The following is a 23497-nucleotide window of genomic DNA, read 5'->3' on the forward strand; positions in this document are numbered from 1 at the left end:
CATCATGACGCCGTAGGGATCGCTCGGGAACGCGTCGGTCAGGAACGCGAAATTGTCCGGCGAACCTGCCGTCGCCTTGAGGCCGGCGAGCAGAATATCGTCCTCCATGAAGGCCGAGGCGCGGCCGGTCTCGACCAGCAGGAAGGATTCGGCGTGATCCTTGCCCTGCAGGATCTTCATGCCAAGGCCTTTTTCCGCATTGAGCTTGGCAACGAACTGCGAGGTGTTGGTGCCTTGGGTCACCGCGACCGTCTTGCCTTTCAGATCATCGGTCGCCTTCAAGCCCGATGACTTCAGCGAAATCCATTTGAACTGCGGCGCATAGAAAATCACCGAGTAGGCGACTTCCTGCTGGCGAGCGATGGTATTGGCGGTCGAGCCGCATTCGATATCGACCGTGCCGTTCTTGACCAGGGGAATCCGGTTCGAGGAGTTGACCGCCTGATAGGTTACCTTGAGATCGGGCTGGCCGAGCCTGGCCTTGATTTTCGCAACGACGAGGTTGCACAGATCGAGCGAAAAGCCGATCGGCTTCTGGCCGTCATCCAGGTAGGAGAACGGCACCGAGGAGTCGCGGTTGCCGATCGTGATGGCGCCGGAATCCTTGATTTTCTGCAGCGTGGGACCGAGGCTTTGCGCGGACGCGGCCCCCGGCGCGAACGCAAGCCCGAGACACAAAGTGGCGAGGCCAAAGGCGAGTTTCGTCATGGTGTACTTCCCCTCTTCCAGTATCCGCCGCTCGGGCGACGCGCTCGGCGGCAACCTCACCTGACCGATGCGACCGCCGCATCGACTGCATCGCCGAGACGTTCGACGATCACATCCACTTGCCCCTTGTTCACGATGAACGGCGGAGCCAGCAGAACATGGTCTCCCCTGACGCCGTCGATCGTGCCACCCATCGGGTAGACGATCAGGCCGCGCGCCATGGCTTCGCGCTTGATCAGCGCGTTCAGCTTCAACTCGGGAGCAAAGGGCTGTTTGGAGTCGCAATCGGAAACCAGCTCGACTCCCCGAAAAAGACCACGGCCGCGGATATCGCCGACGTGATGATGGCTGGCAAATCGCTCCTCCAGCCGGCGCTGCAGGTAGTCGCCCATGGCGACGACATTGGCCAGCAACCCGTCGCGACGAATGACGTCCTGCACGGCGAGCCCGGCGGCGGCGGCCATCGGATGGCCCATATAGGTGTGGCCGTGCTGGAAGAAGCCCGACCCTTGCGAGAAGGCGTCGAAAATCTGTTTGCTGAGCAGGACGGCGCCAACGGGTTGATAGCCACCGCCGAGGCCCTTGGCGATCGCCATCAAATCCGGCGCAATGCCATCCTGTTCGCAGGCATGCAGCGTCCCGGTGCGGCCCATGCCGCACATCACTTCATCGAGAATGAGCAGCACGCCGTGACGGTCGCAGATCGCGCGTATCCGCTTGAAGTAATCGGCAACCGGCGGCACCGCGCCCGAGGTCGCGCCGACCACCGTCTCGGCCACGAACGCGATGACCTGATCGGATCCGAGCTCGAGGATCTTGTCCTCGAGCGCATTTGCGGCGCGGGCTGCGTAGGCAGCGTCACTCTCGCCGGAATCCTGCAGGCGATAGGCGTAGCAGGGGTCGATATGGTGGGTTTCGATCAGCAGCGGGCGGAACTGGGCGCGGCGCCATTCGTTGCCGCCGGTTGCGAGCGCGCCCAGCGTGTTGCCGTGATAGCTCTGGCGCCGCGCGATAATGTGCCGGCGCTGGGGTTCGCCCTTCTCCACGAAATACTGCCGCGCCATTTTCAGCGCCGCCTCGATCGCTTCCGATCCTCCGCTCACCAGGTAAACGTGATCGATTCCCTTGGGGGCGGTCTCGATCAGCCGGTCCGCCAGCCTCTCGGCGACCTCGGTCGTGAAAAACGCGGTATGGGCATAGGCGATCGCATCGAGTTGCTCGTGCAGGGCTGCAAGCACGTCCGGGTGGCCGTGGCCAAGACAGGACACCGCCGCGCCGCCGGATGCATCGATGTAACTCTTGCCGTTGCGGTCGAACAGTTCGATGCCTCTGCCTCCCACGGCGACGGGCATCTCGGCATTGGCGGCACGGTGAAGAATATGGGTCATGATGATTTTTTGCTGCCCTTCGGCTTCAGGTGCGTATTCAAGGCCGCCAGGTGCTCGTCCGAATGCCGAAGCGAAGCGAGGGCGTCGTTGCCGCCGCGTCCGGCGATAACGGCGCCTAGAACTTCGGCAACGGCGAAGGCCGGCGACATGGCGTGGAAAAATGACGGGCTCTCGGTCGGGACGATGACCGCGTGTTGCGCAATCTGCGCAAGCGGCGCGACCTCGCTGTCCGTGATCGCGACCACCGCCACGCCCTGCTCCACGGCATATTCCGCCAGTTCCACCGTCAGGCGCGTGTACGGCATCACGCTTGCGACGAGAAGAACATCCCGGCTCGTCGCCTTCGACAAGACGTCTGCGCCGGTTGCGGCAATACCGTCGATATGGATCGAACGGTCGCCGACCAGCGTGAGGATATAGTGCAGATGCCATGCGACCGAGTGGCTCGAACGCAATCCAAGGCAGTAAATCCGGCGCGCCGACGCCAATGCCCTGGCGGCAGTCACAAGGCGTTCGAGGCTGGCCGGTGTTGCGAGCTGATCAATCTGCCTGCCGATCGAATTCAGCATGTCGGCGGCCAGTGCCTTGTCGCCCTTCAGCTTCTGGCTGACCACCTGGACGCCAGCCTTGCCGGCGAAACCGATATCGCCGTCGCGCACGGCGGCGGCGTACAGCTCGCGCACATCGTCATAGCCGTCCATGCCGAGACGCTTTGCGAGCCGGGTCATCGTCGCCGGTTGAACCCCTGCCTGACGCGCCTGCTCGCGCATCGACAGCAGCGCCACATCGCGCGGCCGGTCGAGCACGTATCTGGCCCCAGCCTGCAATTGCACAGGCATGGTGTCGAACGCCTTGATGATCTGCTCGGTCAGCGGGCCGTGCGCCATGCCCCATCCTAACCCCGCATGTTCCGCTTTTGCAACAAATGTTTCATTCTATTTGAGATTAATCCAATTGGATCGTTTCAGGGTTCATGCAATCCCCGGTTGGCGCCGCTGGATGGATCGCCCCGACACCTGCATCCAATCGACGGAAAATTCGCGGCTGAAGCACCCGAACTCGTGCTGCGTTTGGGGATCATCTGCCTCTCGGAAAATGCAGAGGACGGCAAAATGCTTTCGGCCGCCCGCTCAGGACCGATTTGCCCGAGGCGCTACCCCGGCTTGATCCGGATCAACGCACCGATTCCCGCTCGACATTAATCGTAGAAACGCTCTAAAAAGGCCAAGCCGCTCCGGCCCAGGCTCCCTTTCAGGTCCTTTGCGATGGATTACAGTCAGTTCTTCAGTGCCGCCCTCAATCGCCTGCATGACGAGCGGCGTTACCGGGTTTTCGCCGATCTCGAGCGTATCGCCGGCCGGTTCCCGCACGCGGTGTGGCATTCCCCGAAGGGGCCGCGCAATGTCGTGATCTGGTGCTCCAACGATTATCTCGGCATGGGCCAGCACCCGAAAGTGATTGGCGCCATGGTCGAGACCGCCACCAGGGTGGGCACCGGGGCCGGCGGCACCCGCAACATCGCGGGCACCCATCACCCGCTGGTGCAGCTCGAGCAGGAACTGGCCGATCTGCATGGCAAGGAAGCTGCATTGCTGTTCACCTCGGGTTATGTCTCCAACCAGACCGGCATTGCGACCATCGCCAAGCTGATCCCGAACTGCCTGATCCTGTCGGATGAGCTCAACCACAATTCGATGATCGAAGGGATCCGTCAGTCCGGCTGCGAGCGCCAGGTGTTCCGCCACAACGACATGGCGCATCTCGAGGAATTGCTGCGCGCCGCGGGTCCGGACCGGCCGAAGCTGATCGCCTGCGAGAGTCTTTATTCTATGGACGGCGATATCGCGCCGCTTTCGAAGATCTGCGATCTCGCCGAACGCTACGGCGCCATGACCTACGTCGACGAGGTTCATGCCGTGGGCATGTATGGTCCGCGCGGCGGCGGCATTGCCGAGCGTGACGGGGTCATGCATCGCATCGATATTCTGGAGGGCACGCTCGCCAAGGCCTTTGGCTGTCTCGGCGGCTATATCGCCGGAACTTCCGAGGTGATCGACGCCGTGCGGTCCTACGCGCCCGGCTTTATCTTCACCACCGCGCTGCCGCCCGCGATCTGTTCGGCGGCGACGGCTGCGATCCGGCACCTCAAGACCTCGAGCTGGGAGCGCGAACGCCACCAGGATCGCGCTGCCCGCGTCAAGGCAATCCTGACCGCCGCGGGCTTGCCGGTGATGTCGAGCGACACCCACATCGTGCCGCTGTTCGTCGGCGACCCCGAAAAGTGCAAACGGGCCTGCGATATCCTGCTGGAAGAGCACGGTATCTACATCCAGCCGATCAACTATCCGACGGTGGCCAAAGGCTCCGAGCGGCTGCGGATCACGCCCTCGCCCTATCACGACGACGGGTTGATCGATCTGCTCGCCGAAGCTCTGGTGCAGGTCTGGGATCGTCTCGGCCTGCCGCTTCGGGAAAAATCGCTGGCGGCCGAATAGCGTTAACGTCAGCCGCCTGCGGCATTAACCCGGATCCCGGCCGGTGACGCACCGTGCTTTGTCGGTCCGATCCGGCTATACTCTCCCTTGCGACGATGGTCGTTTGCGGCAGCGCCGGACCAATCGCGCGCCGAATATGAAGGGAGCAAGCCGCGATGCTGCACGACTGGGGCGTGATCGCAGCCGCCTTCGGCTACATCGGGTTCCTGTTTTTCGTTGCCAGCTACGGCGACCGGCTGTCGCCGACGCAGCGCGGCCGCGCCAGCGCGCTGATCTATCCACTATCGCTGGCGATCTATTGCACCTCCTGGACGTTCTTCGGCTCGGTCGGGTTCGCCACCCGCACCAGCGTCGACTTTCTTGCGATCTATATCGGCCCAATCCTGATGATCGCGCTCTGCACGCCGCTGCTGCGCCGCGTGATCCAGCTGGCAAAATCGCAGAACATCACCTCGATCGCCGATTTCATCGCCGCACGCTACGGCAAGAGCCAGGCAGTCGCCGCCACCGTGGCCCTGATCGCGATCATCGGATCGGTTCCCTACATCGCCCTCCAGCTCAAGGCCGTGGCGTCGTCGCTTGAAACAATCCTGAGCGAAGACCAGGCCTTCTCGGCGATTCCGATCGTCGGCGACATCGCGCTGATCACCACGCTGGCGATGGCGGCGTTCGCGGTGCTGTTCGGAACCCGTCAGGCCGACGCGACCGAACACCAGCATGGCCTGATGCTGGCGGTCGCCACCGAATCCATCGTCAAACTGATCGCCTTTATCGCCGCCGGCGCATTCGTCACCTTCTGGATGTTCACGCCCGTCGAGCTGGTCGAGCGCGCGATGAAAACCCCCGAAGCGGTACGCGCCATCGACTACACGCCGTCGATCGGCAATTTTCTCACCATGGTGCTGTTGTCGTTTTGCGCGATCATGCTGCTGCCGCGCCAGTTTCACGTCAGCGTGGTCGAGAATTCCAGCGACGCCGAAGTAGGCCGGGCGCGCTGGCTGTTCCCGCTGTATCTGGTGGCGATAAACCTGTTCGTGATTCCGATCGCGCTCGCCGGACTCGTGATCTTTCCATTCGGCGCCGTCGACAGTGACATGTATGTGCTGGCGCTGCCGATGGAGGGGAATGCGCCATTGCTCAGCGTCGGCGTCTTTATCGGAGGGCTGTCGGCCGCCACCGCGATGGTGATCGTGGAGTGCGTCGCGCTTTCGGTCATGGTTTCGAACGATATTGTCATGCCGCTGGTGCTGCAGCGCGGCCGCGAGTCCCGCGCCGGCCAGAAGGACTTCGGCGACTTCCTGCTCGGGGTTCGCCGCTTCGCGATCCTGGCGATCATGGCGATGGCCTATTCCTACTATCACGTGCTCGGCAACACCCAATTGGCGGCGATCGGTCTGCTGTCCTTCGCGGCCATCGCCCAGCTTGCGCCGGCGTTCTTCGGCGGCCTGTTCTGGCAGCGTGCGACCGCGCGGGGCGCCATGGGGGGCATGCTGGTCGGCGTCGCCATGTGGATCTACACGCTGTTTCTGCCGAGTTTCCTGGAGGGCAATACCGCCGGCTTGCTATTGCTGCAGCACGGTCCATTCGGTATCGAGGCGCTACGTCCGCAGGCGCTGTTCGGCGCCGATTTGCCGCCGCTGCTGCATGGCGTGCTGTGGTCGCTTTCGCTCAACCTCCTGGCCTACATCGTGCTTTCGCTTGCGCGACAACCGTCCTCGATCGAGCGATTGCAGGCGGACCTGTTTGTGTCCACCGGACTGGCGCCGATGACGCCGACGTTCCGGCGCTGGCGCACCACGGTGACAGTGCAGGACATTGAGAGCACGGTGGCGCAATATCTGGGCCCCGATCGCGCCCACCATTCGTTCGAGGCCTTTGCCGTCACCCACAACACCCGTCTCGACCCGGCGGCGCCAGCCGATTTTGAATTGCTGCAGCACGCCGAACATCTGATCGCATCCTCGATCGGGGCGGCGTCTTCGCGCCTGGTGATGTCGCTGTTGCTGCGCAAGCGCACCGTCTCGGCCAAGGCCGCCCTCAAACTGCTCGACGACTCCCACGCCGCGCTTCATTTCAACCGCGAGATATTGCAGACCGCGCTGAACCATGTGCGGCAAGGCATCGCCGTGTTCGACGCGGATCTGCAGTTGATCTGTTCCAACCGGCAGTTCGGCGAAATCCTCGGGTTACCGCCGCACCTGGTCCAGATCGGGATCCCGTTGCGGGAAATTCTCGAATTCATGGCGGCCATCAGCCCCACCGGCTTCGGCGACGGTGACGCCCTGACGGAAAGGCGGCTGGCCGCTTACACCACCGAAGGCGAGCCATATCTGGAACGCCTGCCGGATCGGCATATGGTGATCGAGGTGCGCTCCAACCGGATGCCCGGCGGCGGACTCGTCATCACCTTTTCCGACGTCACCCCCTCCTTCGAGGCTGCCGAAGCACTGGAGCGCGCCAACGCCACGCTGGAAAAGCGCGTGCGGGACCGGACCGAAGAACTGACCCGCCTGAATTCGGAACTGGCGCTGGCCAAGAGCACCGCCGAGGATGCCAGCATCTCGAAGACGCGGTTCCTGGCGGCGGCGAGCCACGACATCCTTCAGCCATTGAATGCGGCGCGGCTTTACGTGACCAGCCTCGTGGAGCGCCAGAACGGCGGCGAGGATTCGCGGCTGGTTGAAAACATCGACGATTCCCTGGAAGCGATCGAAGAGATCCTCGGGGCGCTTCTGGATATTTCCAGGCTCGACGCCGGAGCCATGACGACATCGATCACGAGTTTCAAGATCGGCGATCTGATGCGTTCGCTGGAGATCGAATTCGCGCCGATCGCGAGGGCCAAGGGGTTGAAGCTGACCTTCGTGCCCAGTTCGCTGCCGGTGGAGTCCGATCGTCTGCTGCTGCGGCGGCTGTTGCAGAACCTGATCTCCAACGCCATCAAATATACCCCGCGCGGGCGGGTGCTGGTCGGCTGCCGGCGCCACGGCCAAAGCTTGCAGATCGGCATCTACGACACCGGCGTCGGCATTCCGATTCTCAAGCGCGGCGAGATCTTCAAGGAATTTCACCGGCTGGAGCAGGGCGCGCGGATCGCGCGGGGCCTCGGGCTGGGGCTGTCGATCGTCGAACGGCTCGCCCGCGTCCTCAACCACGGCATTGCGCTCGACGCCAATGTCAGCGGCGGCTCGTTCTTTTCGGTAACGGTGCCGACCGCGAAGGCCGTCAATCACACCACGGCCGTCACCAGCGCGACGCCGCTTTCCAGGACGCCGATGAGCGGCTCCCTGATTGTCTGCATTGAAAACGATGCCGCGATCCTCGACGGCATGAAGACGCTGCTGACCGCCTGGGACGCCGAGGTGATCGCAGTGGCCGATCCCGACGCCGCCACCGAGGCGATCGAGGCCGCGGGCAAGCGGGTGACCGGTCTGCTGGTCGATTATCATCTCGATCGCGGCAATGGCATCGCCGCGATCCGGGACATTCGCCGCCGGTTCGGCGACGGCATTCCGGCCATCCTGATCACCGCGGACCGCAGTCCGCATGTGCGGGCCGCGGCGCGGGAGGAAAACATCGCGGTGCTCAACAAGCCGGTCAAGCCAGCGTCACTGCGAGCCTTGCTCGGCCAGTGGCGCGCGCAGCAGATGATAGCGGCAGAATAGCCCTTCTCCCCGCCCGCGCCCTTGCGCGGAGAGGTGCATCGAGCGCGCGTAGTCGCCGGAAGGCGGGGCGCCTTATTGCGGTGACGGCGTGCCCTGCCGCCATTGGCCGCCGGCGATTTTCGCCGCGGCGATCACGGCCTGGGTGCGGCTCTCGACGCCGAGCTTTTGCAGGATCGCCGATACATGCGCCTTGATCGTTGCCTCCGACACGCCAAGCTCGTAGGCGATCTGCTTGTTGAGCAGGCCTTCCGACAGCATCATCAGCACCCGCACCTGCTGTGGGGTCAGCGTCACCAGCCGGTCGCGAAGGCGCGTCATCTCCGGATCGGCGGCGGATGACAGGTCGGTGTCGGGCGGTATCCAGACGTCGCCATCCATCACCTTCATGATCGCATCACGCAGCGTGTCGACGCCGAAACGCTTCGGAATGAACCCGGAAGCGCCGAAATCCAGCGACCTTCGGATGGTGCCCCCGTCGTCGCTGGCGGACACGATCACCACCGGAATGGCGGGATATTGCGCGCGCAGATAAATCAGGCCGGAGAAGCCCGAAATGCCGGGCATGGTCAGATCGAGCAGGACCAGATCGACATCGGAATCCTGCTCAAGCAGCGCGGTCAATTCCTCAAACGATCCCGCCTCGTCGATCCTGGCGGACGTCACGACGCTCGCGACCGCCTGCCGCAAGGCATCGCGGAACAACGGATGATCATCGGCGATAACGAGGTGGGTGCTGGCAGCGGCAGTCATCTATTTCTTGGCAAGAGGGTTCGGACCCGTGGGCGCCTCCCGGAGGCTCGCAGAGCGGTTTTCTTGAAGGAATTGTCCCCCGGCGGACGACCTCATGCAAGCGTACAATCTTGCGATACGGAATACCGGTTAATTCGCATCTCCTTTGTGCGCCGCAATAGGGCAAAAGCGCGCAGGTGGCCAGCTACCCCGGACGCCGAGACCTCAACCCCAGGATGTGAGAAGTGTCCGGACCTTTCGGCGTGGCGGGCCAAAAGTCTTATTGGGAGAGGTTTCACGGCGATGTTACCGTAAACACAACCTCGTGGCCGATCTGGCAAGCTTTGGCGCATGGGGGCGAGCTTTGCATCAACGATTTCGGGGAGCGATCCAACATGTCAACAATGGCTGCAACGCAGGCGAGAACGGGAGGCATGACGAACGACGAACGTTTCGTCATTCTCGCTTCATCGCTCGGTACCGTTTTCGAGTGGTATGATTTCTATCTCTACGGATCGCTCGCCAGCATTATCGGCGCGCAGTTTTTCTCGGCCTATCCGCCGGCGACGCGCGATATCTTCGCGCTGCTGGCTTTCGCCGCCGGCTTTCTGGTGCGGCCCTTCGGCGCCATCGTCTTCGGGCGCATCGGCGATATCGTCGGACGCAAATACACCTTCCTGGTCACGATCCTGATCATGGGTCTGTCGACCTTCATCGTCGGCCTGTTGCCGAACGCCGCAACCATCGGCTTTGCCGCACCGGTCATTCTGATCGGCTTGCGTCTGGCGCAGGGTCTCGCGCTCGGCGGCGAGTATGGCGGAGCCGCCACCTATGTGGCCGAGCACGCGCCGCAGGGCAAACGCGGCTATTACACTTCGTTCATTCAGACCACCGCGACGCTCGGCCTGTTCCTCTCGCTGCTGGTGATCCTGTTCACGCGCACCGCGATCGGCGAGGCCGATTTCGCCGCCTGGGGCTGGCGTATTCCGTTCCTGGTGTCGGTTGTTCTGCTCGGTGTCTCGGTCTGGATCCGGCTGCGCCTGAATGAATCGCCGGTGTTCCAGAAGATGAAGGATGAAGGCAAGGGCTCGAAAGCGCCGCTTACCGAAGCCTTCGCCAACTGGAGCAATGCCAAGATTGTCATTCTGGCGCTGATCGGCGGCACCATGGGCCAGGGCGTGGTCTGGTACACCGGCCAGTTCTACGCGCTGTTCTTCCTGCAATCGATCCTCAAGGTCGATGGCTATACCGCCAACCTGCTGATTGCATGGTCGCTGGTGTTCGGCACCGGCTTCTTCATCGTGTTCGGCGCGTTGTCGGACAAGATCGGCCGCAAGCCGATCATCTTGGCGGGCTGCCTGATCGCGGCGCTGACCTTCTTCCCGATCTTCCGGATGATCTCGACCAACGCCAACCCGGCGCTGGAAAAGGCCATCGAGGCGACCAAGGTCGAAGTCGTCGCCGATCCCGCAGGCTGCGGCGATCTGTTCAACCCGGTCGGCACCCGCGTGTTCACCGCGCCCTGCGACACCGCCCGCGCCTTCCTGGCGCAGTCGTCGGTCAAGTATTCGACCGTGGCCGGTGCCGCGGGTTCCGGGGTGAAGGTCACCTTCAACGGCAAGGAAGTGCCTTACACGGACGCCAAGACCTCCAACCCGGCGGTCACCGCCGCCATCGCGGCGGCGGGCTATCCCAAGGCCGGCGATCCGGCCATCGTGAAGATGTCAAACCCCTTCGACATCTTCAGACCGCAGGTCGCGGCTGTGATCGGACTGCTGTTCATCCTGGTGATCTTTGTCACCATGGTGTACGGGCCGATCGCAGCGATGCTGGTCGAACTATTCCCGACCAAGATCCGCTACACTTCGATGTCGTTGCCCTATCACATCGGCAACGGCTGGTTCGGCGGGTTGTTGCCGGCAACCTCGTTCGCGATCGTGGCCTCGACCGGCGATATCTATGCCGGCCTTTGGTATCCGATCATCTTCGCGGCCATCACCGCGGTTGTCGGTTTCCTGTTCCTGCCGGAAACCAAGGACGTCGATATCAAGACGAACTAGCTCTCGCGCCGGCGGCGACCGCCGCCGGACGGGACTGACACGACAAGCCGGCCGCGGATCGCTCCGCGGCCGGTTTTGTTTTCGGTCGAGCGCGATCGGCAAAAGTGGACACCGGCTTCGCCGTCCGATCGCGCCCTAAAGATATTGCAAGGCGCATGACCTTGCCGCCAGACCGCTGACACCCTGGCGGATCATGCGCTCGCCCCGATGAATTGCAGCACGATCTCGCGGCGATGCCCGCGCTGACGATGTTCGATCAGGTAGATCGCCTGCCACGTTCCCAGCATGAGTTCACCCTTGATGATCGGGATCTGCAGCGAGGTCGTCGTCAGCATGGTCTTGACATGCGCGGGCATGTCATCGGGCCCTTCGGTGTCGTGGCGCCATCCGGCGTCCTCCGGCGCCAGCCGATCGAGCGCGGTAATCAAATCCGCAAGCACCGACGGATCGGCGTTTTCCTGGATTGTCAGCGACGCCGAGGTATGGCGGATGAAGAGCGTCACCAGGCCGTCGATGGCACCGGCGTCCCGCACAAAACCGGCTATCTCGGCGGTCAAGTCGACGAAGCCGCGTCCGGAAGTCTGAACCGCGAGCAGCGAGGTTACGATCGCGTTGGCGCTGACGGTGGACAACGGAGAACGCGAGAGCGATTTTGGTGACGTCATGAACTCTGTCTCTCCGTCGGCCCGCCGGAACCAGGGACGACACGCGGAAGGAATATGGCGGCCTCAGATCTTGCCGCTAAAGTCCTTCTGCATCCGGTTGGCCATCTCGACCAGCCGCCGCCATGCCTGCTCCAGAAACGACATCACACGATCCATGTCGCGGTCGCTCGGCAATGGAATTTCGATTTTGCGCTCACCCTCGGCCACCTTCGGCTCGGGCTTCTTGAGCGAGTCCGTTTTCGGCAGCGGTTCATCGATCTTGCCGGTGACGGTGGGCCCACGCGCCGCCAGCTCGGCCTTGAGTTTTTCCAGCTCTTTCCTGGATGCTTCATTCTCCGCCTGCAGCCGGCCGATTTCCGCATCGAGCGCCGCGCGTTCGTCGGGCACGGCATAGCAGGCCCAGCCCGCGCCGGCGTTGCTGCAGGTCGAAACGGCGCCGGTGCGGGTATCCAGCCGGATCACGCCATCGGGCACCGGTGACAGCGTGTAGCGGCCGTTCTCGTCGTCGGACAGCGATTGCGCGGCGACATTGCCGATTCCGCCAAGGCAAAAAACCGACCAGGAAATCAACGCCGCAACGGCGGTGATGGTGATTTTCGAGGGCGATGTCGCTATGCTCATGGGGTACTCCGCCTCAAGGCCTATTGGGTCTTCCTCGTTCTGATCCTGCCCCTGATCCTAAACTTGCGAACGATAGGGCGCGCGACCGGATTTCAACGCGTCGACGAGCAATTCGATCCGGTCCTGTCCCCAGAATACCTCGCCATCCAGCACATAGGCCGGCGAACCGAAGACGTCGGCGGCCAGCGCGTCCTGGCGGTTCTGCTCGTAAATCTTGCCGATCTCATCGGTCGCTGAACGCTCCACCAACTGCTTGCCGGGAAGTCCGGAATCGTCGGCCAGTTTGACCAGGGTCGCGGCATCCGCCAGATTAAGCTGGTCTTCCCACACTGCGGCATAGGCCCGGCGCAGGAACGGATCGGGATCGTGGCCGGCCTCGATCGCCGCGACCACGACACCGTCGGCCAGCCGCGCGTTGAAGGGCCAGTTGGCCGGCTGAAGATGAAATGTCAGGCCGCGCCTGTCGCGCCAGCGCTGCAACTCAACCATACGATAGCGCTGCCGCACCGGATGCCGCTTCAGCAAGGGCAGCCCGCCGGTTTCCGAAAACAAGTCCACCAGTACCACGGGCTTGTGATTGACCTTGAGGTCGTAGGTGCTGACGACTTCCCGGAACAATTTGTGCCCGATATAGGCCCACGGCGATTGAAGCGAGAAATAATAGTCGATCTGACGCGACATGTGGTCTCCCGGGAATATCTGGTAATCTGTGGCCATCCCAACAGACCCGCCAGCATGATGCAAGATCGATCACCGGCAGGTATTTTAGATGGAGCCGGGGAATCTTTTTCATCGGAGCCGGGGAATCCGGCACCGTTGTCCGCGCCACATTCGCCGCAGCCATCCGTCGTTCGGGAAAAGCTGGTGAACCAGCGCTGCGCGCTCGTGCTGCTGCAGGATGCCGGAAGCCACGCCAAACGCAAGCAGCCACGCTTCTAGCTCGACCGCTAGGATCGGGAGACGACTTGCTCCAGCCTTCCGAGAATGCGCGGCCAGCCTCCGCCCATGCCGCGATAGCCAGCATCGTCCTGCGGCCGAAAACCGGACTGTTCCATCCGGACATGCGTTCCGCTCTCGATTGGGGTCAGCGTCCAGATCACGATCGTCCTCAGGCCATCCAGCGCCTGATCCCCGGAAGCGTTCCAGCTATAGACCAGGCGTTGGTGCGGTTTCACCTCCAGGACCTCGCAATCGGTGACCCCGTTCCAGCCATGGATGGGCGCGGCGCGAAGATTGAACCTGTGGCCGACGATCGGCTGGAAATCGTTCTTCATCAGCCAGGCCTCGATCAGCGGCGCTTGCGTCAGCGCGCGCCAGACCTTTTCCGGCGGATGCGACATCTCGCGTTCGACGACGATGGTCCGCGCGGCAGGGGCAAGTTCAGGCATCGATCCATCCTGTTCAGCAGGTCTTCGAGGGCATCGAACCGGTCGCGCCAGCCGCCCGGAAATGGCGCGCCGGTTGGGGATGGCCGCGCGCCCCGAAGACCGTGTCCGCCGGGTTGTGCATATAATCCCATAACCTTATGGTTATGGATTTGTCAAGCGGGCCGCCGCGGGCAGCTCAATTTTGCCAATCCCGTATCCAGCTGTTGCAGTGCGGCGATCGCCCTACAGCGAACTGGCGGGAATTCAAATAAGGCTAGTTAAATCAATCAACTAGATGGTTGTGACGCAATCTTGACTTGATTAGATGCGGTCAGTATGGTCCGCGCGGCTTTTGAGGGTGACGGGGCGTCGTTTCCATCCACCGCAGCATCGTTTCGGGTCTCCGCAGCATGGCGCAAGGCACGAAAGACGGCGAAGATGGAAGCGGCAACAAATCGTCTTCCGACGAGGCTGCGCTTTCCGCAAGGCTCGGAAGTCTGGATCACCGGTTGTCCGAAATTCGGGGCAGCCGAGAAGTCAGGACTGACCAACCCGAGGCTGGAAGTGGAGACGGCGCCGCCAGAAGCTCGGCAATGGCACGCGGTTTCCAGCTTTCTTCGGAGTTGATCGCCGGCGTTGTCGTCGGAGCGCTGATGGGCTGGGGTTTCGACCGTTTGCTGTCGACATCACCCTTCGGGCTGATCGTGTTCGTCCTGCTCGGTTTCGTGGCCGGCGTGCTGAACGTGATCAGATCGGCGGGTGTTGCTCCGGACAGAACCGGCCGCTAATAAAACGCCGGATGATGTGATTGCAGAACGCCGGCGTGGCCGGCGGTACCGAAGAGATGCCGCGCGGATGATCGATCCGATCGAACAGTTCCACATCGAAAAGCTCTTCACGATTGGCCACATCGGCAATCAGGAGATCGTTTTCACCAATTCCTCCGCCTACATGTTCGGGTCGGTGGCGCTGATTTCGCTGCTGATGATCGGCGGCGTCGCCGGACGGCAACTGGTGCCCGGGCGCATCCAATCGGTTGCGGAAATCTGCTACGAATTCGTCGCCAGTACCGTTCGAGGCAATGCCGGCAAGGAAGGAATGAAGTTCTTTCCGCTGGTGTTCTCGTTGTTCATGTTCATCGCCGTATCGAACATGATCGGGGTCATTCCCTATAATTTCACCATCGCCAGCCACCTCATCGTCACGTTCGTGCTGGCGATGTTGGTGTTTCTGACGGTGCTGATCTACGGGTTCTACAAGAATGGCCTGAAGTTCTTCAAATTATTCGTTCCGTCGGGCATTCCGATCTTCATCTTGCCGCTGGTCGTGTTCATCGAGGTGTTCTCGTTCTTCCTGCGGCCAATCTCACACTCGGTGCGTCTGTTCGCCAACATGCTCGCGGGCCATATCGCATTGGCGGTGTTCGCAAGCTTCATTCCGCTGCTGGCAGGCCTTGGCATTGCCGGTTACCTCGGCGCGGTGTTGCCGCTCGGCATGGTGATCGCGCTGACCGCGCTTGAACTGCTGGTCGCCTTCCTCCAGGCCTACGTCTTCACCATCCTCACCGTCATCTACATCAACGATGCTATCCATCCGGGCCACTGATCCGGCCTCACTACCAAACCTCAAGAAGGAGTTCGTTTCATGGATCCGATTGCCGCGAAGTACATTGGCGCTGGTATTGCCTGCATTGGCATGGGTGGCGCTGGCGCAGGCGTGGGCATCATCTTCGGCAATTATCTCGCCGCTGCGGTGCGCAATCCTTCGGCCGCACAGGGCCAGTTCGGCAACCTGATTTTCGGTTTCGCCGTGACCGAAGCGCTCGGCATCTTCTCGCTGCTGATTGCGCTGCTGCTGCTGTTTGCGCTCTGATCCATCACCGATCTGGACGTTGAGATTCGAGGGTAGAGTCTCAATCGGCCGAACAGGAGAAGCCCGTGGCTGAAAGTCATGGCGGCGCCAAGGGCGCGGCAGCCCATACCGAGGCGGAAGGCGGCCACAAAGCCCCCTTCCCGCCGTTCCAGAAGGACACCTTTGCTTCCCAGCTGGTGTCGCTGGTGATCGCGTTTGTCGCGCTGTATCTGATCGTCTCGCGAATTGCGCTGCCGCGCGTCGGCAGCCTGCTCGACGAGCGCCAGAACAAGATCGAGGGCGATCTGGCCGAAGCGCAAAAGCTGAAGGACGCCTCCGACAGCGCGCTGAAAGCCTATGAAAACGAGCTGGCGGCGGCGCGTTCGCGCGCGCAGGCGATCAGCGCCGAGACCCGCGAGAAACTGAACGCGACATCGGAAGCCGAGCGCAAGAAGCTGGAACAGCGGCTGTCGGTCAAACTTGCCGACGCTGAAAAAACCATCGCATCGACGCGCGAGACGGCGATGAGCAACGTCCGCGGCATCGCCGCGGATGCGGCCGCCGCCATCGTGCAGCGGCTCACCGGCGTTTTGCCCGACGGCACGTCGGTGGACCGCGCCGTTGACGCGTCCTTGAAGGGATAAGCTTGATGTTCGCCGAACCGGAATTCTGGGTCGCCGTTGCCTTCGTCATCCTGATGGGCGTGTTCGTCTATTTCGGCATCCACCGCACGGTGCTGACGACGCTCGATCACCGCAGCAACCGCATCAAGGCCGAACTCGACGACGCCCGCCGTCTCAAGGACGAAGCCGCAAAATTGCTCGCGGAATATAAAGCGCGTCACGCCACCGCCGAGCGCGAGGCCGAGGACATCATCGCTTCGGCGAAAGCCGAGGCCGAGCGCATCGCTTCCGAGGCCAAGACCAAGATGGAAGATTTTGTCGCGCGGCGCACCAAGACCGCCGAGAACAAGATCGCGCTGGCCGAGGCACAGGCGCTGGCCGACGTGCGTGCCGCCGCGGCCAACGCGGCCGTGACGGCGGCGTCCACCATCCTGTCGCAGACCGTCAAGGGTCCGATCGCCGAAGATCTGCTGGCCAAAGGCATTACGGAAGTCCGCGAAAAGCTGAACTGACCGACGCCGGTTCGAAAAATGCCCAAGAGCCGGTGCGATTCATGCGCGCCGGCTTTTTTGCTGCACCGCGCGACGACAACGCCGCCCTACTTCCTCTTCCTTGCCGGTGCCGGCTCCGGTGTCAGCGCCTGCGGATCGAAGCCGATATAGAAGACGTAGGATTCGCTGGTTGCACTGGGCGGCATCGAATAGGCCAGATCCTCCCCCACCAGGCTGAACGGAGTGCTGCTGTCCTCCGTCATCGACACCGCGGTCCGGTAGACCTTGGTGGCGATCATCTTCTCCTGGACGCCGGCCTGTACCACGGCGACACGAATCGGGATTTCGACGGTCGCCGGACTTCCGGCGGGGCCGGCGATGACGCGACCCTGAATGCCGATCCGGGCGATAATCTGGCCGCTGGATCTCCTGCAGTCCCGCGCGGTCCGCGTGATGGTCGCCTGATAGCGCAGATCGCTTCCGACCGGCTGCTTGCCGGGCGCCGCCACGGCATAGGTGGAGGCGCCGGCGCGAATCTTGACGATCGGACAGTCCAGTTCGGCGCCATCGGCCGCCGGTGCCGCCTCGCCGACAGCCTGCGATTTCCTGCCAAACAACTGGTTGAACCTGTCGCCGATCGTGGGCAGAGGTTCAGCCTCAGGCGGCGGAGTGCCCGCTCCGCTGCACCCGGACAGCAGCACCCCGGTAACGGCAAGCGCCATCGCGGCACGCCAACGGTCCGCCCGACCAGCACCGATCGCCTGCCTGATCAGCCTATGACGCATTGTCCAGATGTCCCCGAGAAGTCGTCCGCTCATTGGCCCGCCGTTGAAGGGCGCGCGCGCCGATGCGTTATACCAGCGCAATGGCGGCAAACCCAAGGCGCGTGTCATATTCTTGAAACCGAGGGTTAACCGCGAAAATCCTCGTGCAACAGGCCGAACAGCAGGTGGTCTTGCCAGACCCCGTTGATGCAGAGATAGCGCCGCGCCAGGCCCTCGCGGCTGAAGCCGCACTTTTCCAACACCCGGATCGACGGCGCATTGGAGGGAATGCAGGCGGCTTCAATACGATGCAGATTGAGCTCGCCGAACAGCGAAGGCAACAGCACGCGCAACGCCGTCGTCGTATAGCCGCGATGGGCGTGCGGCTGACCGACCCAGTATCCGATCGTGCCGGCCTGAACGATGCCGCGGCGGACGTTCGCCAGCGTGACGCCGCCGATCATCGCACCATCGGATTCCCGGAACACGATGAACGGGTATGACCTGTCGGCGGCAATATCCTCGGCATAGCGGCGCAACCGCCGGCGGAAACCCGAACGGGTCAGATCGTCGGACGGCCAGATCGGCTCCCAGGGTGTCAAATAGTTCCGGCTGGTCTCGCGCAAATGCGACCATTGCAGAAAATCGGACATCTGTGGGGCGCGCAGCAGCAGTCCCTGGCCACGCGGAGCCAGCGCAGCCGGTCCGCTCGACGGCAAACGAAACAGGGCCATGGGTGAAACTCCCCCGATGCTTCAACCTAGAGCATGATCCGGAAAAGTGGCAACCGGCCTTCCGAAAAGATCATGCCCGAACAAGGATATGAAATCGCGTAACGACGTTCAATGAAGGCGCGCCTTGGCCTTCGATTTGGTCAATCCTTCCGCAAAAGCAACCGCCGTGTCCAGCCCTCTTCCGCTACCAAGCGCCACGACCGCCGGACGGCTGCGCGACAACAGGCCGCGCGCGGCATTCCGCGTCGATTCCACGCTGACGGCATCGATCCTGGCCACCAGCTCTTCCACCGTCAGCGGGCGCCCGTAGGCCAGCACGTGGCGCGCCAGCTGTTCGGCGCGGGAGCTGCAGCTCTCGAGCGCCATCAGGAGCCCGGCTTTCATCTGCGCCTTGGCGCGCGCGATCTCGGCCTCGGTCAATGTCTCCACGGCATCGTTGATGACGTCGACGATCACTTCCATCATCTCCGGCGCATCGCCCGGGTCGGTGCCGGTATAGAGCCCGAAAAAGCCGGTGTCGGTATAGGGCGCGTGGAAGGTGTAGATCGAGTAGCACAGCCCGCGCTTTTCGCGCACTTCCTGGAACAGGCGCGACGACATCCCGCCGCCGAGCGTGTTGGCAAACACCTGCAAGGAGAACAGCGACAGGTCGGTCTGCGGCACTCCCTCGAGCGCCAGCGTCAGATGCGCCTGCTCGAGGTCGCGATGCACCACGCGGGAGCCGCCCTTGCCGAACATCGCGGTTTGCGGCTTTGGCGCGGCGACGCCGTCGAAGCTCGCGAATCGCTCCGCCACTTCCTCGACCACCCGCTTGTGATCGACCGCACCGGCGGCGGCAACCACCATGTCGGGGCCGCGATAATGCGTCGAAAGGTAGCCCCGCAGCGTATCGCGGTTGAAGCCTTTCAGGGTCTTTGCCGTTCCCAGCAACGAACGTCCCATCGGCTGGTCCGGGTAGCACAGCTCGTTGAGATGCTCGAACACCACGTCGTCAGGCGTATCCTGCGCGGCGCCGATCTCCTGCACGATCACGCCCTTTTCGCGCTCCAGCTCATCCGGCACGAACGACGGATTGGTGAGAATGTCCGAGAGCACGTCGAGCGCCAGCGGAACGTCCGCCTTCATGACGCGGGCATAATACGCCGTGGTCTCGGTCGAGGTGCCGGCATTGAGATCACCGCCGACCGCCTCGATTTCCTCGACGATTTCGCGCGACGAGCGCCGCGTAGTGCCTTTGAAGGCCATGTGTTCGAGCAGGTGCGAGATGCCGTGCTCATTGGGCTTTTCGTCGCGGCCACCGACGCCGGCCCACACCCCGAGCGCCGCGGTCTCGAGATGCGGCATGGTATCGGTGATGACGGTGAGGCCGGAGGGAAGCTTGGTGACATCGACGCTCATCCGGCAACTCCTTGCTTCGCGGCACGGCTGACCGACAGCACGAACTGCGCGACTTCGACCTGATCGTTCTTCACGACTTTGATGTGCTCGGACCTGGTCATCAAACCCTCAAGCCAGGGCGGCAGTTCCGGCCGCACCCCGCAGGCCGCTTCCACCGCCTCGGGAAATTTCGCGGCATGGGCGGTCGACAGCACGATGTTGGGAATCTTCGAATCCGGTGTGTCGCGGTCCGCCACCGCCAGCGCCACCGCGGTATGCGGATCGACCAGATCGCCGGCCTCGCGCCAGATGGCGCGGATGGCCGCGCTGGTTTCGGTCTCATCGGCGCGTCCGGCGTCGAACTCTTCGCGGATGGCGGCCAGCACCGCGTCGGGCAGCACGAAACGCCCGGATTGCTTCAGCGACGCCATCAGCCTGCGGACGGTTGCCGCATCGCGGCCACTCGCCTCGAACAGCAGCCGTTCGAAATTCGACGAGACCTGAATATCCATTGATGGTGAGGTCGACGCGTGAACCTCACGCACTTCGTAGATGCCGGTCTTGAGGGTGCGCGGCAGGATATCGTTGACGTTGGCGGCGATCCGCAGCCACCTGACCGGCAGGCCCATGCGCTTGGCGACGAGGCCCGCGAAGATGTCGCCGAAATTTCCGGTCGGCACGGTGAAATCCACCGCTCGCGCCGGCGCCCCGAGCGCCACCGCCGAGGTGAAATAATACACCACCTGCGCCACGATCCGCGCCCAGTTGATCGAATTGACCCCGGACAGCGCCACCGCATCGCGAAAATGGTGATCGTTGAACAGCCCCTTCACGATCGCCTGGCAATCATCGAACGTGCCCTCGACAGCGAGCGCGTGAACATTGCCGGCGCCGCTTGTGGTCATCATCCTGCGCTGCACGTCGGAGATTCGGCCGTGCGGGAACAGCACGATCAGATCGACATTGTCGAGGCCGGCAAACGCGTCGACCGCGGCACCGCCGGTATCGCCCGAGGTTGCGACCACGATGGTGGTGCGCTGCGCCCGCTTCGCCAGCACGTGATCCATCAGCCGCGAGATCAGCTGCATCGCGACGTCCTTGAACGCCAGCGTCGGGCCGTGAAACAGCTCGAGCAGGAATTGATTGGGACCGATCTGATCGAGCGGAACCACCGCGGGGTGACGGAACGTGGCGTAGGCCTCGTTCGCCATGCGGCCGAGATCGGCGTCGGAAATCTCGTTGCCGACAAACGGGCTGATCACGTCGACCACGACTTCCCAATAGGGCCGGCCGGAAAATCCCGCGATGGTTTGGGGTGAAAGCTGCGGCCAGGCTTCCGGCACGTAAAGACCGCCGTCCCGGGCGAGCCCGGTCAGCATGACGTCGCAGAAACCTAGCACGGGGGCCTCCCCCCGGGTCGAAATGTACCGCGTCAAACCGCCCTCCAAAGGCCCTGACTTTTCGCCAAGCCTTTGATAATAATCGATAATATTACTTTGCCGGCGGCAAAGTCGCGCGGCACCATAAAGCGTTTTCGCCAGAAGGGGAAATGCCGGAATTGCGAAACATCCGGTCGCGGGGGAGCTCCGCAATGCGGCTTGGTCCGCCCCAGCCATGCCTGCCGCGCCACCGGCCGGCCCTGGTCAGTGGCCGCCCACATCCACATCGATATTGGCCGCCCGCAGCGCGGCGACGGTTGACGCAAGATGAGACCGGTCCCTGGTCTCGATCACCACTTCGAGCAGCACCGCCTTGGCCGGCAGATCGGTGAAGATGCGCTGATGGGATACCTCGACGATGTTGGCGCCGCTCTTGCTCAGGGCGGTCAGCACCGTGGCGAGCTGACCGGGCCGGTCCACGATGTCGAACCTCAGTCGCGACAAGCGGCCCTCCCTCGCGAGCTGACGGGTCAGCACGCTGGATAGCAGCCGGGTGTCGATATTGCCGCCGCTCAGCACCAGGCCGAGCGAGCGACCCTCGAAACGGCCTTCGTCGGCGAGCACGGCCGCCAGCGCGGCAGCGCCCGCACCTTCCGTGACGGTCTTCTCGATCTTGATGAGAAGGCTGAGCGCTTGCTCGATCTCTGTTTCGGTGACGAGCACGATGTCATCGACCAGCGCGCGCACGATCCCGGAAGTGATCGCGCCGGGCGCCTTGACCGCGATGCCTTCGGCCAGCGTGTCACCCCGCATCGGAAGCTGCTGCCCCTTGATGAGGTTATACATGGACGGATAGAGAGCCGCCTGCACGCCGATGATCTCGATGCCGGGTTTAAGCGTCTTGGCGGCGACGGCGATGCCGGAAATCAGGCCGCCTCCCCCGATCGGCACAAGCAGAACCTCGAGGTCGGGCACTGCGGCGAGCATCTCGAGCGCGATGGTGCCCTGGCCGGCGATGACCAGGGGATCGTCGTAGGGATGGATGAAGGTCAACCGTTCCTTGCGGCCATGGTCCACGGCCAGACCGGCGGCTTCCTCCAGCGTTGCTCCGGCTTCGATCACAGTCGCGCCGTGCCGGCGTGTGTTCTCGATCTTCACGGTTGGGGTCCCCACCGGCACGAAAATGGTCGCCGGTATCGAGAGGCGGGCCGCGTGATGGGCCACGCCCTGCGCGTGGTTGCCGGCCGACGCCGCGATCACGCCTTGACGCCGTTCATCGGCGGACAGGGCTGACAGCCGGTTGAGCGCGCCGCGCTCCTTGAAACTCGCCGTGAATTGCAGGTTTTCGAATTTGAGCCATACGCTTGCACCGGTGATGTCGGACAGCGTGCGGCTGCACTCGAAGCTCGTCCGCTTCACGAATCCGGCAAGCACGGAGGCCGCCGCCTCGATGTCGCCGAGACTGACCGGCAAGCGCGCAAGAGAGGCAATCAGCGTGTCACTCATCGTCGTCAAATCCCTGCTGGCTGTTCGTTGGCGCGGGAGGCGTTCAACATCGGTTGCCGCAAGCATGCTTCGTTTGGCGGCGTGGGAGCGCCTGTTGTATCAGTCGTACCCAGTAGCGCGCGTCGATCAAGTACCGTTCAGCGCCCCGGGATCGGGTTCGCAGCGGTCGCGGCCTGATGCCCATCCCAGGCCGTACCGCCGGGCCCGCTCCCGCCAATGCGGGAAACTAACCGGCCGCCGAATCCATGTGCGGACTTGCCATCTTTAATTGACGGAGGCGCGGCCAGGTTGCAATCTTCCGTGCGGGACCCCGGGGACGGTGGATGGCGGACGTTGCCCAACAATGGGGAAGGCGAGCTCTCGATTTTGTCGATGCGGTCGAGCGGCTGAGCGCGCCCGGCGTCATTCAGCTGTTTGAAGCCGAAATCAAGGCTTGCGGATTTCACGCCTACATCATGGCCGGTCTGCCGTCGCCCGGGACATCGCTTTCCGATCTGACCGTTGCCAATGGCTGGCCGCCGGAGTGGTTCGAGCTTTATACGCGCGAAAATTTCAGTGTGATGGACCCGGTCCCCAAATATGGCGCCTCGACGCTCCAGCCGTTCGAATGGTCCGAGGCGCATTACGACAAGGAAAGCAATCCGGCCGCCCACCTTGTGATGACCCGCGCCGCCGAGTTCCGGCTGATGGAGGGATATTGCATTCCGCTTCACTACGACGAGGGCGGCGCGGTCATCAGCATGGCCACCGAGCAGCTGAATATTGATCCCGTCGCCAAGAGCGCGCTGCAACTCATCGGGGTCTACGCCCACAACCGCATTCGATCGCTTGGTCGGCCCACCTCGGAGCGCGCCCTGTTGACGGCCCGCGAACGCGAAGTCCTGCGCTGGGCAGCCGACGGAAAGACCTCGTGGGAGGTCTCGGTCATTCTCAGGATTTCCGAGCGTACCGTGAAATTCCACCTGATCCAGGCATCACGCAAACTGAACGCCGTCAATCGAACGTCGGCCGTCGCCAAAGCCCTGGCCCGGGGCCTGATCAAGCTTTGACCTGTCCGTTCGGACAGTAGGCGGA

Annotated in this window: 23 protein-coding genes; 10 read left to right on the forward strand and 13 right to left on the reverse strand. The window is 63.0% G+C overall.

What is annotated here, in order from left to right; genetic code table 11:
* The 3 genes from E8A46_RS18090 to E8A46_RS18100 all read right to left on the reverse strand — a co-directional run.
* Positions 1-708, reverse strand: a 708-nt coding sequence (locus E8A46_RS18090; protein WP_291563646.1) for an amino acid ABC transporter substrate-binding protein, incomplete at its 3' end; no start/stop codon positions are given.
* Between the two features lie 56 nt (positions 709-764).
* Positions 765-2096, reverse strand: a complete 1332-nt coding sequence (locus tag E8A46_RS18095) for an aspartate aminotransferase family protein (RefSeq protein ID WP_291563647.1) — start codon at positions 2094-2096, stop codon at positions 765-767.
* The gene (locus E8A46_RS18100) at positions 2093-2983 is read right to left on the reverse strand and encodes a MurR/RpiR family transcriptional regulator (RefSeq protein WP_291563649.1); all 891 of its coding nucleotides are present in this window, start codon (positions 2981-2983) and stop codon (positions 2093-2095) included. The genes E8A46_RS18095 and E8A46_RS18100 overlap by 4 nt, the downstream gene beginning before the upstream one ends.
* Positions 2984-3361: 378 nt before the next feature.
* Here E8A46_RS18100 and hemA point away from each other — a divergent pair, with 378 nt between their 5' ends.
* Both hemA and E8A46_RS18110 read left to right on the forward strand, forming a co-directional pair.
* On the forward strand, positions 3362-4591 hold the full coding sequence (gene hemA, locus E8A46_RS18105) for a 5-aminolevulinate synthase (RefSeq protein WP_291563651.1): 1230 nt from the start codon (positions 3362-3364) through the stop codon (positions 4589-4591).
* Between the two features lie 155 nt (positions 4592-4746).
* On the forward strand, positions 4747-8256 hold the full coding sequence (locus tag E8A46_RS18110; protein ID WP_291563653.1) for a PAS domain-containing hybrid sensor histidine kinase/response regulator: 3510 nt from the start codon (positions 4747-4749) through the stop codon (positions 8254-8256).
* Positions 8257-8328: 72 nt separating this feature from the next.
* Here the strand turns inward: E8A46_RS18110 and E8A46_RS18115 are convergent, their stop codons facing one another.
* Complete coding sequence (locus E8A46_RS18115; RefSeq protein ID WP_291563655.1) at positions 8329-9006, reverse strand: response regulator transcription factor; 678 nt, start codon at positions 9004-9006, stop codon at positions 8329-8331.
* Positions 9007-9419: 413 nt separating this feature from the next.
* Between E8A46_RS18115 and E8A46_RS18120 the strand changes: the two genes are divergently transcribed.
* Positions 9420-11045, forward strand: a complete 1626-nt coding sequence (locus E8A46_RS18120) for an MFS transporter (RefSeq protein ID WP_291563658.1) — start codon at positions 9420-9422, stop codon at positions 11043-11045.
* Positions 11046-11236: 191 nt separating this feature from the next.
* On the opposite strand, the gene E8A46_RS18125 is transcribed toward E8A46_RS18120, so the two are convergent.
* The 3 genes from E8A46_RS18125 to E8A46_RS18135 form a co-directional block, all read right to left on the reverse strand.
* Positions 11237-11710, reverse strand: a complete 474-nt coding sequence (locus tag E8A46_RS18125; protein ID WP_291563659.1) for a secondary thiamine-phosphate synthase enzyme YjbQ — start codon at positions 11708-11710, stop codon at positions 11237-11239.
* 63 nt (positions 11711-11773) lie between these two features.
* Positions 11774-12331, reverse strand: coding sequence for a hypothetical protein (locus E8A46_RS18130; RefSeq protein ID WP_291563661.1), 558 nt, complete (start codon positions 12329-12331; stop codon positions 11774-11776).
* Between the two features lie 57 nt (positions 12332-12388).
* Entirely contained in the window at positions 12389-13012 is a 624-nt protein-coding gene (locus E8A46_RS18135) for a 2-hydroxychromene-2-carboxylate isomerase (protein WP_291563663.1), read from the reverse strand.
* A gap of 135 nt (positions 13013-13147) precedes the next feature.
* On the opposite strand from E8A46_RS18135, the gene E8A46_RS18140 reads away from it, so the two are divergent.
* Positions 13148-13270, forward strand: a complete 123-nt coding sequence (locus tag E8A46_RS18140; RefSeq protein WP_291563665.1) for a hypothetical protein — start codon at positions 13148-13150, stop codon at positions 13268-13270.
* Positions 13271-13278: 8 nt separating this feature from the next.
* On the opposite strand, the gene E8A46_RS18145 is transcribed toward E8A46_RS18140, so the two are convergent.
* Positions 13279-13719, reverse strand: a complete 441-nt coding sequence (locus E8A46_RS18145; protein WP_291563667.1) for an SRPBCC domain-containing protein — start codon at positions 13717-13719, stop codon at positions 13279-13281.
* A gap of 389 nt (positions 13720-14108) precedes the next feature.
* Here E8A46_RS18145 and E8A46_RS18150 point away from each other — a divergent pair, with 389 nt between their 5' ends.
* The 5 genes from E8A46_RS18150 to E8A46_RS18170 all read left to right on the forward strand — a co-directional run bounded on the left by E8A46_RS18150 (position 14109) and on the right by E8A46_RS18170 (position 16684).
* Positions 14109-14486 (forward strand): AtpZ/AtpI family protein, encoded by a 378-nt coding sequence (locus tag E8A46_RS18150; protein ID WP_291563670.1) that lies wholly within the window; start codon positions 14109-14111, stop codon positions 14484-14486.
* Positions 14487-14553: 67 nt separating this feature from the next.
* Entirely contained in the window at positions 14554-15303 is a 750-nt protein-coding gene (locus E8A46_RS18155) for a F0F1 ATP synthase subunit A (RefSeq protein WP_291563673.1), read from the forward strand.
* Positions 15304-15342: 39 nt separating this feature from the next.
* Positions 15343-15570 carry a F0F1 ATP synthase subunit C gene (locus tag E8A46_RS18160; RefSeq protein ID WP_009796340.1) on the forward strand — a complete coding sequence of 76 codons (228 nt, stop codon included), beginning with the start codon at positions 15343-15345 and terminating at the stop codon, positions 15568-15570.
* Between the two features lie 65 nt (positions 15571-15635).
* Positions 15636-16193 carry a F0F1 ATP synthase subunit B' gene (locus E8A46_RS18165; RefSeq protein WP_291563788.1) on the forward strand — a complete coding sequence of 186 codons (558 nt, stop codon included), beginning with the start codon at positions 15636-15638 and terminating at the stop codon, positions 16191-16193.
* A 5-nt stretch (positions 16194-16198) separates the two neighbouring features.
* Positions 16199-16684, forward strand: a complete 486-nt coding sequence (locus tag E8A46_RS18170; protein ID WP_291563791.1) for an ATP F0F1 synthase subunit B — start codon at positions 16199-16201, stop codon at positions 16682-16684.
* 86 nt (positions 16685-16770) lie between these two features.
* Here the strand turns inward: E8A46_RS18170 and E8A46_RS18175 are convergent, their stop codons facing one another.
* The 5 genes from E8A46_RS18175 to E8A46_RS18195 all read right to left on the reverse strand — a co-directional run bounded on the left by E8A46_RS18175 (position 16771) and on the right by E8A46_RS18195 (position 22423).
* Positions 16771-17448 carry a hypothetical protein gene (locus tag E8A46_RS18175; RefSeq protein ID WP_291563794.1) on the reverse strand — a complete coding sequence of 226 codons (678 nt, stop codon included), beginning with the start codon at positions 17446-17448 and terminating at the stop codon, positions 16771-16773.
* A 125-nt stretch (positions 17449-17573) separates the two neighbouring features.
* Positions 17574-18161 carry a GNAT family protein gene (locus tag E8A46_RS18180; RefSeq protein ID WP_291563795.1) on the reverse strand — a complete coding sequence of 196 codons (588 nt, stop codon included), beginning with the start codon at positions 18159-18161 and terminating at the stop codon, positions 17574-17576.
* A 108-nt stretch (positions 18162-18269) separates the two neighbouring features.
* Positions 18270-19559 carry a pitrilysin family protein gene (locus E8A46_RS18185; protein ID WP_291563798.1) on the reverse strand — a complete coding sequence of 430 codons (1290 nt, stop codon included), beginning with the start codon at positions 19557-19559 and terminating at the stop codon, positions 18270-18272.
* Positions 19556-20974, reverse strand: a complete 1419-nt coding sequence (gene thrC / locus E8A46_RS18190; RefSeq protein ID WP_291563801.1) for a threonine synthase — start codon at positions 20972-20974, stop codon at positions 19556-19558. The genes E8A46_RS18185 and thrC overlap by 4 nt, the downstream gene beginning before the upstream one ends.
* A gap of 207 nt (positions 20975-21181) precedes the next feature.
* Positions 21182-22423, reverse strand: a complete 1242-nt coding sequence (locus tag E8A46_RS18195; RefSeq protein ID WP_291563804.1) for a threonine ammonia-lyase — start codon at positions 22421-22423, stop codon at positions 21182-21184.
* 323 nt (positions 22424-22746) lie between these two features.
* Between E8A46_RS18195 and E8A46_RS18200 the strand changes: the two genes are divergently transcribed.
* Complete coding sequence (locus E8A46_RS18200; protein ID WP_291563807.1) at positions 22747-23472, forward strand: LuxR family transcriptional regulator; 726 nt, start codon at positions 22747-22749, stop codon at positions 23470-23472.
* Positions 23473-23497: the final 25 nt, after the last annotated feature.

The organism is Bradyrhizobium sp. (assembly GCF_004799445.1).
GTDB lineage: Bacteria > Pseudomonadota > Alphaproteobacteria > Rhizobiales > Xanthobacteraceae > Bradyrhizobium.

Coding starts and splice junctions, on each gene's coding strand:
- E8A46_RS18160 (WP_009796340.1), top strand. CDS start 15,343: ATGGATCCGATTGCCGCGAAGTACATTGGCGCTGGTATTGCCTGCATT.
- E8A46_RS18120 (WP_291563658.1), top strand. CDS start 9,420: ATGACGAACGACGAACGTTTCGTCATTCTCGCTTCATCGCTCGGTACC.
- hemA (WP_291563651.1), top strand. CDS start 3,362: ATGGATTACAGTCAGTTCTTCAGTGCCGCCCTCAATCGCCTGCATGAC.
- E8A46_RS18180 (WP_291563795.1), bottom strand. CDS start 18,161: ATGGCCCTGTTTCGTTTGCCGTCGAGCGGACCGGCTGCGCTGGCTCCG.
- E8A46_RS18155 (WP_291563673.1), top strand. CDS start 14,554: ATGATCGATCCGATCGAACAGTTCCACATCGAAAAGCTCTTCACGATT.
- E8A46_RS18125 (WP_291563659.1), bottom strand. CDS start 11,710: ATGACGTCACCAAAATCGCTCTCGCGTTCTCCGTTGTCCACCGTCAGC.
- E8A46_RS18150 (WP_291563670.1), top strand. CDS start 14,109: ATGGCGCAAGGCACGAAAGACGGCGAAGATGGAAGCGGCAACAAATCG.
- E8A46_RS18135 (WP_291563663.1), bottom strand. CDS start 13,012: ATGTCGCGTCAGATCGACTATTATTTCTCGCTTCAATCGCCGTGGGCC.
- E8A46_RS18115 (WP_291563655.1), bottom strand. CDS start 9,006: ATGACTGCCGCTGCCAGCACCCACCTCGTTATCGCCGATGATCATCCG.
- E8A46_RS18095 (WP_291563647.1), bottom strand. CDS start 2,096: ATGACCCATATTCTTCACCGTGCCGCCAATGCCGAGATGCCCGTCGCC.
- E8A46_RS18175 (WP_291563794.1), bottom strand. CDS start 17,448: ATGCGTCATAGGCTGATCAGGCAGGCGATCGGTGCTGGTCGGGCGGAC.
- E8A46_RS18195 (WP_291563804.1), bottom strand. CDS start 22,423: ATGAGTGACACGCTGATTGCCTCTCTTGCGCGCTTGCCGGTCAGTCTC.
- E8A46_RS18130 (WP_291563661.1), bottom strand. CDS start 12,331: ATGAGCATAGCGACATCGCCCTCGAAAATCACCATCACCGCCGTTGCG.
- E8A46_RS18185 (WP_291563798.1), bottom strand. CDS start 19,559: ATGAGCGTCGATGTCACCAAGCTTCCCTCCGGCCTCACCGTCATCACC.
- E8A46_RS18145 (WP_291563667.1), bottom strand. CDS start 13,719: ATGCCTGAACTTGCCCCTGCCGCGCGGACCATCGTCGTCGAACGCGAG.
- E8A46_RS18200 (WP_291563807.1), top strand. CDS start 22,747: ATGGCGGACGTTGCCCAACAATGGGGAAGGCGAGCTCTCGATTTTGTC.
- E8A46_RS18110 (WP_291563653.1), top strand. CDS start 4,747: ATGCTGCACGACTGGGGCGTGATCGCAGCCGCCTTCGGCTACATCGGG.
- E8A46_RS18170 (WP_291563791.1), top strand. CDS start 16,199: ATGTTCGCCGAACCGGAATTCTGGGTCGCCGTTGCCTTCGTCATCCTG.
- E8A46_RS18100 (WP_291563649.1), bottom strand. CDS start 2,983: ATGGCGCACGGCCCGCTGACCGAGCAGATCATCAAGGCGTTCGACACC.